Annotated in this window: 14 protein-coding genes and 2 pseudogenes; 7 read left to right on the top strand and 9 right to left on the bottom strand. The window is 66.1% G+C overall.

Annotation, left to right across the window (positions count from 1 at the left end):
• Position 1: 1 nt before the first annotated feature.
• From A5756_RS01515 to A5756_RS25180, 5 genes are read left to right on the top strand one after another with little or no spacing between them, the layout of a single operon-like run.
• Positions 2–550 (top strand): RNA polymerase sigma factor, encoded by a 549-nt coding sequence (locus A5756_RS01515; protein ID WP_066945763.1) that lies wholly within the window; start codon positions 2–4, stop codon positions 548–550.
• Positions 547–1,248 (top strand): Rieske (2Fe-2S) protein, encoded by a 702-nt coding sequence (locus A5756_RS01510; RefSeq protein ID WP_066945760.1) that lies wholly within the window; start codon positions 547–549, stop codon positions 1,246–1,248. Before A5756_RS01515 ends, A5756_RS01510 begins: the two co-directional genes overlap by 4 nt.
• A 30-nt stretch (positions 1,249–1,278) precedes the next feature.
• Positions 1,279–1,671 (top strand): cupredoxin family copper-binding protein, encoded by a 393-nt coding sequence (locus A5756_RS01505; RefSeq protein WP_066945755.1) that lies wholly within the window; start codon positions 1,279–1,281, stop codon positions 1,669–1,671.
• Positions 1,668–2,588, top strand: a complete 921-nt coding sequence (locus A5756_RS01500; RefSeq protein WP_066945751.1) for a metallophosphoesterase — start codon at positions 1,668–1,670, stop codon at positions 2,586–2,588. Before A5756_RS01505 ends, A5756_RS01500 begins: the two co-directional genes overlap by 4 nt.
• Entirely contained in the window at positions 2,585–2,995 is a 411-nt protein-coding gene (locus A5756_RS25180) for a hypothetical protein (RefSeq protein ID WP_156659125.1), read from the top strand. Before A5756_RS01500 ends, A5756_RS25180 begins: the two co-directional genes overlap by 4 nt.
• On the opposite strand, the gene A5756_RS01495 is transcribed toward A5756_RS25180, so the two are convergent.
• From A5756_RS01495 to A5756_RS01460, 9 genes and pseudogenes are all read right to left on the bottom strand, one after another.
• Positions 2,880–4,016, bottom strand: coding sequence for an acyltransferase (locus A5756_RS01495; RefSeq protein WP_066945748.1), 1,137 nt, complete (start codon positions 4,014–4,016; stop codon positions 2,880–2,882). The genes A5756_RS25180 and A5756_RS01495 overlap by 116 nt on opposite strands.
• A gap of 56 nt (positions 4,017–4,072) precedes the next feature.
• Positions 4,073–5,233, bottom strand: coding sequence for an acyltransferase (locus A5756_RS01490; protein ID WP_066945745.1), 1,161 nt, complete (start codon positions 5,231–5,233; stop codon positions 4,073–4,075).
• A gap of 201 nt (positions 5,234–5,434) precedes the next feature.
• Positions 5,435–6,043 carry a dTDP-4-dehydrorhamnose 3,5-epimerase gene (rfbC, locus tag A5756_RS01485; protein WP_066945742.1) on the bottom strand — a complete coding sequence of 203 codons (609 nt, stop codon included), beginning with the start codon at positions 6,041–6,043 and terminating at the stop codon, positions 5,435–5,437.
• Entirely contained in the window at positions 6,044–7,039 is a 996-nt protein-coding gene (gene rfbB / locus A5756_RS01480) for a dTDP-glucose 4,6-dehydratase (RefSeq protein WP_066945738.1), read from the bottom strand.
• A 26-nt stretch (positions 7,040–7,065) separates the two neighbouring features.
• Positions 7,066–7,932 (bottom strand): LLM class F420-dependent oxidoreductase, encoded by an 867-nt coding sequence (locus A5756_RS01475; RefSeq protein WP_066945736.1) that lies wholly within the window; start codon positions 7,930–7,932, stop codon positions 7,066–7,068.
• Between the two features lie 25 nt (positions 7,933–7,957).
• A complete protein-coding gene (locus A5756_RS01470; RefSeq protein WP_066945733.1) occupies positions 7,958–8,800 on the bottom strand; it encodes an LLM class F420-dependent oxidoreductase in 843 nt (280 codons plus the stop codon).
• Between the two features lie 29 nt (positions 8,801–8,829).
• Positions 8,830–9,171, bottom strand: a pseudogene (locus A5756_RS26665) (sensor histidine kinase); the annotation flags it as partial.
• Positions 9,172–10,011: 840 nt separating this feature from the next.
• Positions 10,012–10,137 (bottom strand): annotated as a pseudogene (locus A5756_RS26660) (hypothetical protein); the annotation flags it as partial.
• Positions 10,138–10,319: 182 nt separating this feature from the next.
• Complete coding sequence (locus A5756_RS01460; protein WP_066945728.1) at positions 10,320–12,005, bottom strand: FAD-dependent oxidoreductase; 1,686 nt, start codon at positions 12,003–12,005, stop codon at positions 10,320–10,322.
• A gap of 274 nt (positions 12,006–12,279) precedes the next feature.
• Between A5756_RS01460 and infA the strand changes: the two genes are divergently transcribed.
• On the top strand, positions 12,280–12,501 hold the full coding sequence (gene infA, locus A5756_RS01455; protein ID WP_046182346.1) for a translation initiation factor IF-1: 222 nt from the start codon (positions 12,280–12,282) through the stop codon (positions 12,499–12,501).
• A 40-nt stretch (positions 12,502–12,541) separates the two neighbouring features.
• Positions 12,542–12,655 carry a 50S ribosomal protein L36 gene (gene rpmJ, locus A5756_RS25175; RefSeq protein ID WP_003879483.1) on the top strand — a complete coding sequence of 38 codons (114 nt, stop codon included), beginning with the start codon at positions 12,542–12,544 and terminating at the stop codon, positions 12,653–12,655.
• The last annotated feature ends 26 nt before the right edge of the window (positions 12,656–12,681 follow it).

Raw genomic sequence — 12,681 nt, 5'->3', positions numbered from 1 at the left:
CGTGGCGGCACAAAGCGAACCCGTCAAACGGCCGCTGCGGGCGGTGCCCGACAGCGGCTTTGACGATGGCTATCCGGACTGGGAAGCGGTGTACCAGGACAACGCGTCCTGGGTCTACCGCACGCTGTTCGCCCGGGTCGGCAACCGGGCCGACGCCGAGGACCTCACCGCCGAGGTCTTCCTCGCCGCGCTGCGGCCGCTGCGGCTGACCGCGAGCGTCGGCGAGGTGCGCGCCTACCTGCGGGTCACCGCGCGAACGGTGCTGGCCGCGCATTGGCGGGAGACCCTGGGCCGGGAGATAACCTCGATCGACGACATCGAACAACCACCGGAAAGCGAGGAAGCGATCAGCACCGCGCCGCAGCGTGTCGCCCGGGTTCTGGACAACCTGCCGGACCGCTATCGGCATATCCTGGAATTACGCTTCCTGCAAGGGCATTCGATCAAGGATTCCGCCGCGGAACTCGGGGTCAGCGTCGCCAACGCCAAGGTGCTCCAGCATCGCGCGCTGCGGTTGGCGGCGCAGGTCAACGATGGGGGCTCACCATGAACGCGCGAGGGCTGCGCCGATACGTCGACGACCTGTTGCGGGGCCGGCGGCCCAGGCCGTTCGCCCCCGACGACTTCGAGGCGGCACAGCTGCGCACGGCGATCGAATTGCGCGCGGCCGGGCGCCGGGGCGAGGCCCCGCGCCCGGAATTCCTCGACGAGCTGCATGATCGCCTCGCCGAGCAGATGTCCGACGCGGGACCCCAAGCGGCGCAGAAGCACAGCAGCACCCGCCGCCAGGTCATCGTCGGCACGTCGGCAGCGGCGGCCGCCGCGGTCACCGCGGTGTCCATCGACCGAGCCGTTATCACCGGCCACCCCGGCGGGGTTCCCGCCGCCGACAACGCGCCGCTCACGCCCAACGCCGGGACATGGCAGCGGGTGGCGGCCAGTTCGCAGGTACCCGACGGGGTCATGCATCCGTTCGACCTGGGTTCGGTGAGCGGATTCGTCCGCCGCGTCGACGGTAAGCCGCAGGCGGTCTCCGGGGTATGCACCCACCAAGGGTGCCGGCTGTGGTTCGACGCGCCCGACGACAGGCTGCGCTGCCCCTGCCACTCGACGTCGTTCTCGCCCACCGGGCAGGTGCTCACCCACCAACTGCCGATCGCCCCGAAGCCGTTGCCGGCGTTGCTGGTTCGTGAGATCGACGGCGTCATCGAGGTGTTCGCGCCGGCGCGTCCCGACCAGCCCGCCTGATTGGTGTAACCCGCCGCCCTATTCCTGGGCATGATGCTTCGAAAACATTCGGCGGTCGCCCTGGCCGCCGCAGTCCTCCTGGCGGGTTGCTCGGCCTCGCGACCGGCCACCGGCAGCGCTACCGGTACCAGCATGCCCATGGGCTCAGTGACGGCGCCCGCGGCTCCGGTGAGCGGCAATCAGGTCAACATCGACGGCTTCGCGTTCGCGCCGGCCACGCTGACGGTCCCTGTGGGCACCACCGTCACGTGGACCAACCGCGACGAAGAACCGCATACGGTGGCCGCATCCGACGGTTCTTTCCACTCACCCGGGATGGGGACAGGGGCCACTTTCACCCACACCTTCTCCGACGCCGGAACTTTCGACTACGTCTGCTCCATTCACCCGATGATGCGCGGGAGCGTGGTGGTGACGCGATGAACCCGAACATGAGTCGCCGCCAGCTGATGCGACACACGGCGTGGTTCGGGGCGGCGGTGGGTTTCGCCGTGGTTGGCGGCGAAGTAATTTCGCATGTCGCGGGTACCGCGGCGGCAGAGCATGCGCACGCCCGGCCCTCCCTGCGGTTCGCCCAGATCAGCGACAGCCACATCGGATTCACCGGCGCGCCCAACCCGGACGTCGCCGGCACGTTCACCCATGCGATCGATCAGGTCAACAATCTCGGCTACACACCGGATTTCGTCGTGCACACCGGCGATCTGACGCACCTGTCCAGTCCTGAGCAGTTCGACCAGGTGAAGCAGATGATGACTGCCCTGAAGACGCCGCACGTCTTCACCGTGCCCGGGGAGCACGACTCGGTCGACGACGCGGGCCAGAAGTATCGAAGCGCCTTCGGTGCGGGATCCGTCGGCGACGGCTGGTACAGCTTCGACATCGCAGGTGTGCACGTGATCGCACTGGTCAACACGCTGAACCTGCACAAGCTCGGACATTTGGGCGCCGACCAGTTGGAGTTCGTCGAGAAGGACGTCGCGCGGCTGTCGAGCGATACCCCCATCATCGTGTTCAGCCACATCCCGTTGTTCGCGATGTACCCCAACTGGGGCTGGGGCACCGACGACGCGGCCCAGGCGTTGAGCTACCTGCGCCGGTTCTCGTCCGTCACCTGCCTCAACGGCCATGTGCACCAATTGTTTTCCAAGACGGAAGGCAACGTGACGTTCTACAGCGGGACGACGACCGCGTACCCGCTGCCGCGGCCCGGTGACGGGCCGGCGCCCAAGCCGGTCACCCTGCCCGCGGGCAAGCTCCGTGACGCCCTCGGCATCCGCGAGGTCAGTTACACCCGGGGCGAGGCCGCCCTGGCGTTGAAAGAGCAGGCGCTGCAATGACTCTTCTGCTTCGCATCGGCCTGGCCACGTCACTGGTGATCAGCGCCTCCAGCCACGCCTACCTCTACGTGCACGGCTACCGACACATCCCGGATATCGGCGCCGCCTTCCTGATTCAGGCCAGTGCGTCGTTCGCCATAGCCCTGCTGATCCTCCTGGGCGGTCCCGGCTGGCTGCGTTGGGCTGGCGCGGCCGTGGCGGGCGGCTCGCTGATCGCGTTCGGCCTATCGAGAACGATTGGGATTATGGGCTTTTCGGAGCAGGGCTGGCAGCCCGCGCCCCATGCCGCGATCAGTGTGACCGCGGAGGTGTTGACGGTGCTGCTGTGGGCGGGGGATCTGGCGACTGCGCGGGGTCGGGGAGTTCGGCAACTTCAGCAAGGTCGCGGACAGACCACTTCCGCTTGAGACGAGACCTCAAGTTTTGCGCGGGCTTCTCGACCAAATACCAGCTCAACGCCGCCAGAGGCAGGGTGGCCAGCGCCGAAACGAGAAAAAACCCAATCGGATGCAGCCAGATAAGCCCACAGACCGCCAGCAACTGCTGCATTGGGTACGCGTATATGTAGACGCCGTAGGAGAGATCCGTGCGTAATCTCAGCCGTTGGTTGTGGATCAACGCACCCGACACGATCACGGCATACGCCAGCGGAAGGGCAGCCACCACACGGTAATCGGGCAATAGACCGGCCGCCACGACGATCACCACGCTCACCGCGACCAGTGACCACCGGGCGGGAATCACGTCTCGCCATTGATAGAGGACCGCGCCGGCGGCGAACATGATCGCCGATCGCACGGCCAACTGGGGGATGGTCCATACCCCGGGAAATGTCAGCGGCGGCAACAACAACGCCCCAAGCACCGCCAGGACCAAAATTGCAGGGGACACCCAACGGCGATTGGCGAGTCCGATGACACCGATTACAGCCACGACCAGGTAGCACATCAATTCCCAGACCAGGGACCACAGGGAAGCATTCCATTTCCCCGCATCCGGAATCCCGCTCGGGGTGGCACCGACACCCTGATGAAGGTAGGCCACCGCAGCGTTTTTCCAGACATACTCGATCGGGTCGCTGGACAGGAGCAGTTTGACGGCCGAGCCACCTTGAATCGCCACGCTTATCGGGGCGATGACGAACGCGGTCACGATCAAGCAGACGTAGAACCCGGGAAGGATGCGCAAGGCTCGAGCGACGAGATAGTCGCGGACTCGTGGGTCGTTGAGCCAGCTGGCGGTGATGAGAAATCCTGAGATCGCAAAGAAACCGTCAACACCCACCGAGAAGAACAGCTGAAGTATCGCCGCGGGCGGCATGCGACCCGTGATCGGCCAGGAGTGGAAGAGCATCACCTCTGCCGCCAGCGCCAACCGGAATGCGTTCAGCGCGTTGTTCCGCGGATCGAATACCACTCCGAGCTTCATCCGCCTCCGCCTGTCGTCGATACCCAGCGCCGTCGGCGTCATCGTATCGGCCGTGACTAGGCGGTGCCCCGGAATTCCGGAGGAAGCGCGGTACCTCGAACCTCCGTCGGCAGCACGAGCACCGTATGACTTGTCTGCTCTCGGGGGGCGGGCGACTCCCGCTTGAGACGACGTTTGAGAGACCGCGCGGGGTTCTCGACTAAGAACCAGCTTGCCGCGGCCAGCGGCAGGGTCGCTGCCGTGGCAACGACGAAGAACGCGAACGGGTTTAGCCATTTCAGGCCGCCGATGACCAGCAGCTGCTGGATCGGGAATGCGTAAATGTAGACGCCGTAGGACAGGTCCGTGCGTAATCTCAGCCGTTGGTTGTGGATCAAGGCACCCGACACGATTATGGCGTAAGCGAGCGGAAGGGCGGCCACCATACGGTAGTCGGGCAGCAGGCTGGACGCCGCGACGATGACCAAGCTCACCGCGACGAGGGACCATCGAGCGGGGATCTTGTCTCGCCACTGGTACAGGAGCGCGCCGGCCGAAAACATGATGGCGGTTCGACAGGCCAAGAAAATGAGGGGGACGAGCGCATTGCCTTGCTGATGAGCCAATTCCTCCGGAGAGGTCAGGGGCGGCAATAACGACGCCCCGATCAGCGCCGCGATCAGTATGGCGGGAGAAACCCACCGGCGGCTGGCAAGTCCGACCACGCCGACGACGGCAACGATCAGGTAGCACATCACTTCCCAAATGAGGGACCACAGTGACCCGTTCCAGACGCCCGCGACCGGGACCCCTTGCGGTGTTCCGCCGATATCAAACTTGACCAGCGCCACCGCGCCGTTCTCCAAGACGAACTCCAATGGCGCGCCGGACGATACGAGTTTGGTGACCGAGCCGCCTTGCATCGCCACTCCGAGCGGGGCGAAGACAAACGCGGTAACGATCAAGCAGGCGTAGAAGCCCGGGAGGATGCGAAGTGCCCGGGCCGCGAAATAGTCGCGGACCCGAGGATTGCCGAGCCAACTGGCGGTGATGAGGAATCCCGAAATGGCGAAGAACCCGTCAACGCCCACACAAAGAAGGAGTTGGTAAACCGGCTTGTTCGTGGGGTTACGGCCCGTAACGCCCCAGGAGTGAATGAAGATTACCTCGGCCGCCAACAGCAGGCGCCACGCGTTCAATGCGTTGCTCCGCGGATTGAAGACCTGCTCTAACTTCATCGGCCCCCTTCGCCCGAGCGCCATTGCTCGACGCCATCGTATCGTTTCTGACCACCACAAAGGTGGATTCACGCCCCCCGCATCACCGATTCCATCATTTACCGGGGGCGGACAGGGGCTACTTTGCCAAAATTGGATCTGTGCTTTTCGCAAGGGAGATAACCAAGCGAACGCTTGGTCGCCGCCGGTTGCCCGTGCCGATTATTTGCTGCGCATCCCGTCGATAAACTTCTGCGTGTCGTTCCAGCTGGGCAAAAGACCAGCGCCGCGGACTTCTTCCAAGCTGGGGGCCGCGGCATCGCGGTCGGACAGGCTGGGAGCCGCGCCGTTCACCAGCGGCCAGTCGACCCCGATCGCCGGATCGGTCGCGCAGATGGTGCGCTCGCGCTGCGGGTTGTATTCGGTGGAGCAGAGGTACATCACCGTCGAATCGTCCTGGAGGGCAAGGAAGCCGTGCGCCAGGCCTTCGGAGAGGTAAATCGTCCTGCGGTCCTGGTCGTCGAGCAACACCGAGTCCCATCGCCCGAACGTCGGCGAACCCTCGCGGATGTCCACCACGACGTCAAAAACCGAGCCACGCACGCAGGTCACATATTTGGCTTGGCTTGGCGGCAGCTGGGCGAAGTGCAAGCCGCGCAACACACCGGCCGACGAAACCGAACAGTTCGCTTGCCGAACATCCAAGCGGTGACCGGCGAACTCGGTGAACCCGTGGTCGGTGAGCCATTCGAAGAACAGTCCACGGGAATCACCGTGAATGGCGGGGGTGATCTCCCAGGCGCCGGGGATGTCGAGTTCGCGAACCTTCATCTACTGACCACGCTCTTCGTATCGGGCTTCCGCAGCGTCCTTCAAAGGGCGCCACCATGATTCGTTGGCACGATACCAGTCGATGGTGGCGCTCAATCCCTCTTCGAAATCGGTATGCTTTGGGGCCCAACAAAGTTCGTCGTACAACATCGACGGGTCGATGGCGTAGCGCAGGTCGTGCCCGACGCGGTCGGTCACGTGGTCGAAGTCATCAGGTTCGCGGCCCATCATCTTCAGCAGCGTGCGCAGCACGCTCAGATTGTCTCGCTCGCCCTCGGAACTGATCAGGTACGTGCGGCCGATTTCGCCCTTTTCCAGGATCCGTCGCACGGCGCTGTTGTGGTCGTCGACGTGGATCCAGTCGCGGACGTTGGCGCCGCTGCCGTACAGCTTGCACCGCCGGCCGGTGAGCACGTTGGTGATCTGGCGCGGGATGAACTTCTCGACGTGCTGATAGGGCCCGTAATTGTTGGAGCAGTTCGAGATCGTCGCGCGCACTCCGTAGGAGCGCACCCAGGCCCGGACCAGCATGTCGGCGCCGGCCTTGGTGGCCGAGTACGGACTCGACGGGTTGTACGGCGTCGACTCGGTGAATCGGTTGGCGTCGTCGAGCTCGAGGTCGCCGTAGACCTCGTCTGTCGAAATGTGGTGCAGCCGCACGCCGTGGCGCCGCACCGCTTCCAGGATGGTGAACGTCCCGACGACGTTGGTGTGCAGGAAGGGCCCCGGGTCGTCCAGCGCGTTGTCCACGTGGCTCTCCGCGGCGAAGTGCACCACCGCGTCGGACTCGGCGACCAGCCGCGAGACCAGCTCGGCGTCGCAGATGTCGCCCACCACCAGCCGGATGGCGTCCTCGACGTCGGCCAGCGACTCCCGCCGGCCGGCGTAGGTCAAGGCGTCGAGCACCGTCACGGAACCCTCCGGATGCTCCCGGACCGTGCTATGCACGAAATTCGCGCCGATGAAGCCAGCGCCGCCGGTGACCAGTAACCGCATGCCCAAACCCTAACCGAGCGAGTCGGTCAGCTTGCGACAGTCAGCCCCAGCGGCCCGGCCAATTCGCTCAGCACGCGAATCACCTCGTCGTCGTCGGCCGCGTCGAGCACTTGGACCGCCACGTGGTCGGCGCCGGCGTCGATGTGTTCGTTGAGGCGTTGCGCGATGGCCTCGGGAGTGCCGTACGCCACCACCGCGTCGATGAGGTTGTCGCTGCCCGGCTTGCGGACGTCGGCCTCGCTGAAGCCTGTGCGCAGCCAGTTGTTCACATAGTTACTCAGGTCGAGGTAGAAGTCCGCATACCTGCGGCCGACCGCGCGGGCTTCGTCCGCGTCGGTGGTGAGCACCACCTTGTGTTCGGGCGCGAGGAACACGGAGTTCCCGATCAGTTCGCGCGCCTTGGCGGTGTGTTCCGGGGTGGTCAGGTAGGGGTGCGCACCGGCGCTGCGCTGCGCGGCCAGCCGCAATACGCGCGGCCCGAGCGCCGCGAGCACCCGGCGACTGGTGGGCACCATCGCCGCGTCGAGCTCGTCGAGATAGGACACCAGCGCGTCGTACGGCTTGACGTACTCCTGGGTGTGCTCGGGATGTCCCACCCCAACGCCGAGCAAAAACCTTCCGGGGTGGGCGTTTTCGATGCGCGTGAAGGACTTGGCGACGGCCGGGGCCGGCGCGTTCCAGATGTTGACGATCCCAGTGGCCAGTTGCAGCGACGTCGTCCGCTCCAGGGCCGGTTCCACCCACGACAGCTCGGCATCCGGTGAACCGCCGATCCAGGCGGCGCCGTAACCCAGCGACTCGATCCGCGCCGCCAGTTCGGGGGTGATGGAGCGGGTGGGCAGCCACACGCCGAACCGGCCCAGGTCGGGTTTGAGTGCTACTGGCTCGGTCATCTACGTCCCCCTCGTGCGTCGTCTGCTAGCTCAGGCCGAGCGGCCCGGCCAATTCGGCCAGAGCCGGAACCAGGTTTTCATCCTTCGTCAGGACCTGCACGGGCACGTGGTCGGCGCCCGCATCGAGGTGCTCTTTCAGCCGGGCCGCGATCGCGTCGGGCGTGCCGTAGGCCACGACCGCGTCGACCAGGCGGTCGCTGCCCGGCTTGGTGACCTCCTCGTCGGTGAAACCGAGCCGCTTCCAGCTGTTGCGGTAGTTGGCGAGCTGGAAATAGATGTCGAGTGCCCTGCGGCCTACCGCACGGGCCTTCTCGGGGTCGGTGGTCAGGACCGCCTTGTGTTCGGGCGCCAGGAACGCCGACGGGCCGATCAACTGGCGCGCCTGAGCGGTGTGCTCGGGCGTGGTGAGGTACGGGTGCGCCCCGGCGGCTTGCTCGGCCGACAGCTTGAGGACGCGCGGGCCCAGGGCGGCCACCACCCGGCGGTTGGCGGGCACCCCGTAGTCGTCCAGCTGCTGCAGGTACTCGGCGAGCGCGTCGTAGGGCTTGCGGTACTCGGTGTGCGCCTCGGGATGGCCGACCCCGATGCCCAGCAGGAAGCGGCCGGGGTAGGCCTTGTCGATGCGGTGGAACGACTCCGCCACCGGCTTGGCCGCCGCCGTCCAGATGTTGACGATGCCGGTGGCCACCTGCAGGGTGGTCGTCGCTTCGAGGATGGGCTCCACCCAGGCCAGCTCGGCCGGCGGCGAACCGCCCACCCACACGGCCCCGTAGCCCAGGGATTCGATGTCTTTGGCTTGTTGTGGCGTCACGCCGCGTCCGAACGATCCGAACCGGCCGAGGTTGGGCTTGCTCGCTGCATCGGTCATGGTTGTTCCCAACCGGGGGCGTGGTGCGGCTATTCCGGAAGGTCTACCTCCGCGGGCGGCGGCGTCTCGAGCGGCAGCAGCACGATGAACCGGGTATCGCCGGGCGTCGATTCCACGCGCAGATCCCCGCGATGCTTCTTGACGACGATGTTGAAGGCCAGATCCAGTCCGAGGCCGGTGCCCTCGCCGAACGGTTTGGTGGTGAAGAACGGCTCGAAGATGTGCTCGCGCACGTCCTCGGGCACCCCGGGCCCGGTATCGCAGATCTCGACGCGGGCCATGTTCTCGCCCTCCCGGCAGGTGCGGATGGTCAGCGTGCCGCCGGTGTCGCGCATCGCGGCGATCGCGTTGTCGATGATGTTGGTCCACACCTGATTGAGATCGCCTGGGTAACAAGGGATTTCGGGAAGCGATTGGTCGAAGTCCTTGGCCACGGTGATCACGGGGTGCTTGCCGGCCTCCTTGCTCGCGTCCTTGGTCAACCGGTCGGCGAACATCACCAGCGTGCTGCGCAGCAACTCGTGCACATTGGCCACCTGGAACGGGGCCCGATCAAGCTGCGAGTACTGCTTGGCGTCGGCGACCAACGCCGAAATCCGTTTGCTCGCTTCCAAAACCTGGTTCATCAGCAGCTCGCTCTCGATGGTGTAGTTGATCCACCGGATCGCCTCCTCCAACGAGGTCGACGCGAGTTCCTCACTGACCGTGGAAATCCGCTCCAGCCAGTCGGTGTCGATGCCGCCTTCGACGAAGGTCGGCGCGATGTCCCACCCGCCCTCGACGCCGTGGTCTTCCAGCCAGTCGCCGACGGCGTCCTCGCGGTCGGCGGTTTCCATGGCGCTCAGGTGCTCCGACGCCGACTTGGCGACCTGCTCGGCCACCTCCTGCTGCAGGTGGACCAGCGCGCTGAGCGCCTCGGGACTGACCGTGCCGTCGGCGAGCATCGCCAGCTTGCCCCGCATGCCGGCGACCCGGCCGCGCAGGTCGGCCGCCGCACGGGCGATGGCCGCCGCGGGATTGTTCAGCTGATGCGTCAGCCCGGCCGACAACCGGCCCAGCGCCAGCAGCTTCTCCCGGTTGTCGATGATCCGGCGGGTCCGGTCGGTGCCGACGGCGATGCCGTCGAGCAGGTGGACCGCCATCGGGAACTGGTCCTTCATGAACCGGGCGAACACCGGCGCGTCCATCACGAAGAACCGCGACGGCTTGGTCACGTGCACCGAGGCGTCGTAGCTCTTCTGCTTCCCGCCTGTGAACGCCCGCCACGCCCCGCAATACACACCGCGCTGCGAGGTGCGGTTGGTTTCGATGTCCTGGCCGCCGGAGAGCTTGGACATCATCAGCTCGCCCTCTATGAGGACGTAGAAGCAGGTCGCCGGCTCGCCTTCGACGCAGATCGGGCCCGGTTCGTAGTTCTCGATGTGCCCGTTGGCACACAACACCGCCAGCTGCTCGTCGGTGAGCGCCTCGAACAGGAACAGGCTGCGCAGCTCGTCGGGCTCGCACGGCGTCTTGGCGGTCACGATTCCGCCAGGTAGCGGTGCACCAGCATCACGGCCATCGATCCCTCGCCGACGGCGGCCGCGACGCGCTTGGCGGACTCGGCCCGCACGTCGCCGGTGGCGAATACGCCCGGCACGCTCGTCTCGAGGTGGTGGGGCGGGCGGTCCAACGTCCAGCCACAGACGTTGCGCAGGTCCGGCCCGGTGAGGACGAAGCCGTGGTTGTCGCGGGCGAGCACCCCGTCCAACCACTCGGTGCGCGGCGCGGCGCCGATGAAGATGAACATCCGGGCGCAGGTGACGTCCTCGGTCTCCCCGGTCTGGTTGTCGACCAGCGTCAGCCGCTCCAGGTGGTCGTCCCCGACAGCGCGGCGCACCTCGGTGCAGGTGCGCACGGTGATGTTGGGTCGCTGCCGGATCTGCTGGATGAGGTAGTAGGACATCGAGGCGTCCAGCGACGGCGCCCGAACAACGATGGTCACCGACTTGGCCTCGCGGGACAGGTACATCGCGGCCTGGCCGGCGGAGTTGGCCCCGCCGACGACGTAGACCTCCTCGCCCGCGCATTCCGACGCGATGGAGACGGCGGCCCCGTAGTAGACGCCGCGCCCGGTCAGCTCGCCGCAGCCCTCCGCCGGGAGCTGGCGGTAGGCGACTCCGGTGGCCAGGATGACGGCGTGCGCGTCGACCGAACCGCCGTCGGCGAACCGCACGGTGCGCTTGGGACCGTTGACCTCGAGCGCCGTGGCGGTGCGGGCGGTGATGAGTTCGGCCCCGAACTTCTCGGCCTGCCTGCGGGCCCGGTCGGCCAACTGGCCGCCAGACACCCCGTCAGGGAAGCCCAGGTAGTTCTCGATGCGTGAGCTCTGGCCCGCCTGACCGCCCGTCGCGGTGCGTTCGATGAGCACCGTGCGCAGCCCCTCGGAGGCGCCGTACACGGCGGCGGCCAGACCCGCCGGCCCGCCGCCGATGACGATCAGGTCGTAGAACTCCTGCGACGGCGTGGTGGTCAGGCCGAGGGTGTCGGCCAGCTGCGCGTCGGTGGGCTCGATCAGAGTGTCGCCGCGTTCGGTGACGACGACGGGCAGCCGCAGGCCGTCCTCACCGGCGGCCTTCAGCAACCGCTCGCCGTCGGGGTCGTCGGCCATGAACCACGAGTAGTGCAGCCCGTTGCGGGCCAGAAAGTCGCGCACCTGCCAGGACCGCTCCGACCAGCGGTGCCCGATCACCTTGGTGTGCGGGATGGGGTGTTCGGGTGCCGCGCGCCAGGCGTCCAGCAGCGCGTCGACGACGGGGTAGAACTTCTCCTGTGGCGGGTCCCACGGCTTGAGCAGGTAGTGGTCCAGGTCGACGACGTTGATCGCGTCGATGGCGGCGTGGGTGTCCGCGTAGGCGGTCAGCAGCACGCGTCGCGCCGCCGGGTACAGGTCCATCGCCTGCTCGAGGAATTCGATGCCGCTCATCTGCGGCATCCGGTAGTCGGCGATCAGCACCGCGACCGTCTCGCCCCGCAGCTTGAGCTCCTTGAGCGTGTCCAGGGCGTCGGGACCCGACTCGGCGCGCACGATTCGGTGCCGGTCCCCGTATTGGCGACGCAGGTCGCGGGCGACCGCGCGGGAAACCGAGGGATCGTCGTCGACGGTCAACAGGACCGGCTTGCGAGGCTGAACTGAAAGGGTTGCGGGGCTCGCGGGACTCGTCATCGGGATTAAGTATGCCCTCGTCAGGGCGTTGGCGGCAGGTCAAGGAGGCGGTTTATCGGCCGGTCGGATTTCGCTGCCAGCGATTTTGGGTCAGGGCGCTGACCAGGTATCGTGGGACAACGGTGCGTCATCCGCGCCGACTTTTTGCGTGCCCTGTCTTAGGAATTTCCTGGAATTTCCTGCCCTTGGCTCACGTTTCTAGTCGGGCGAATGCTGCGCCGGTATAGGCGCACACAAGGATACGAAACCAAAGACGAGGATTTGACGAGAAGTTATGGCCAAGAAGGAAGGCGCCATAGAGGTCGAGGGCCGCGTGGTCGAGCCCCTGCCCAATGCGATGTTCCGCATTGAGCTGGAGAACGGTCACAAAGTACTCGCCCACATCAGCGGCAAGATGCGGCAGCACTACATCCGCATCCTGCCCGAGGACCGGGTGGTGGTGGAGCTGTCTCCGTACGACCTGTCCCGGGGCCGCATCGTGTACCGGTACAAGTAAGCCCGAATCTGACAACGAGAAAGAACAGGATCGATCAGCCGTGAAGGTGAACCCGAGCGTCAAGCCAATCTGTGACAAGTGCAGGGTGATCCGTCGGCATGGGCGGGTCATGGTGATCTGCTCCGATCCGCGCCACAAGCAACGCCAGGGCTAACCGCTAAGCGCTTGCTACACAACTGA

It is taken from the genome of Mycobacterium sp. 852002-53434_SCH5985345 (assembly GCF_001667155.1).
GTDB lineage: Bacteria > Actinomycetota > Actinomycetes > Mycobacteriales > Mycobacteriaceae > Mycobacterium.
This window is presented reverse-complemented; position numbering and strand designations above follow the sequence as displayed.

Excerpts from the sequence above, each read along its gene's own strand:
- A5756_RS01510 (WP_066945760.1), top strand. The coding sequence starts at position 547 with ATGAACGCGCGAGGGCTGCGCCGATACGTCGACGACCTGTTGCGGGGC.
- A5756_RS01505 (WP_066945755.1), top strand. The coding sequence starts at position 1,279 with ATGATGCTTCGAAAACATTCGGCGGTCGCCCTGGCCGCCGCAGTCCTC.
- A5756_RS01500 (WP_066945751.1), top strand. The coding sequence starts at position 1,668 with ATGAACCCGAACATGAGTCGCCGCCAGCTGATGCGACACACGGCGTGG.
- A5756_RS25180 (WP_156659125.1), top strand. The coding sequence starts at position 2,585 with ATGACTCTTCTGCTTCGCATCGGCCTGGCCACGTCACTGGTGATCAGC.
- A5756_RS01495 (WP_066945748.1), bottom strand. The coding sequence starts at position 4,016 with ATGAAGCTCGGAGTGGTATTCGATCCGCGGAACAACGCGCTGAACGCA.
- A5756_RS01490 (WP_066945745.1), bottom strand. The coding sequence starts at position 5,233 with ATGAAGTTAGAGCAGGTCTTCAATCCGCGGAGCAACGCATTGAACGCG.
- rfbC (WP_066945742.1), bottom strand. The coding sequence starts at position 6,043 with ATGAAGGTTCGCGAACTCGACATCCCCGGCGCCTGGGAGATCACCCCC.
- rfbB (WP_066945738.1), bottom strand. The coding sequence starts at position 7,039 with ATGCGGTTACTGGTCACCGGCGGCGCTGGCTTCATCGGCGCGAATTTC.
- A5756_RS01475 (WP_066945736.1), bottom strand. The coding sequence starts at position 7,932 with ATGACCGAGCCAGTAGCACTCAAACCCGACCTGGGCCGGTTCGGCGTG.
- A5756_RS01470 (WP_066945733.1), bottom strand. The coding sequence starts at position 8,800 with ATGACCGATGCAGCGAGCAAGCCCAACCTCGGCCGGTTCGGATCGTTC.
- A5756_RS01460 (WP_066945728.1), bottom strand. The coding sequence starts at position 12,005 with ATGACGAGTCCCGCGAGCCCCGCAACCCTTTCAGTTCAGCCTCGCAAG.
- infA (WP_046182346.1), top strand. The coding sequence starts at position 12,280 with ATGGCCAAGAAGGAAGGCGCCATAGAGGTCGAGGGCCGCGTGGTCGAG.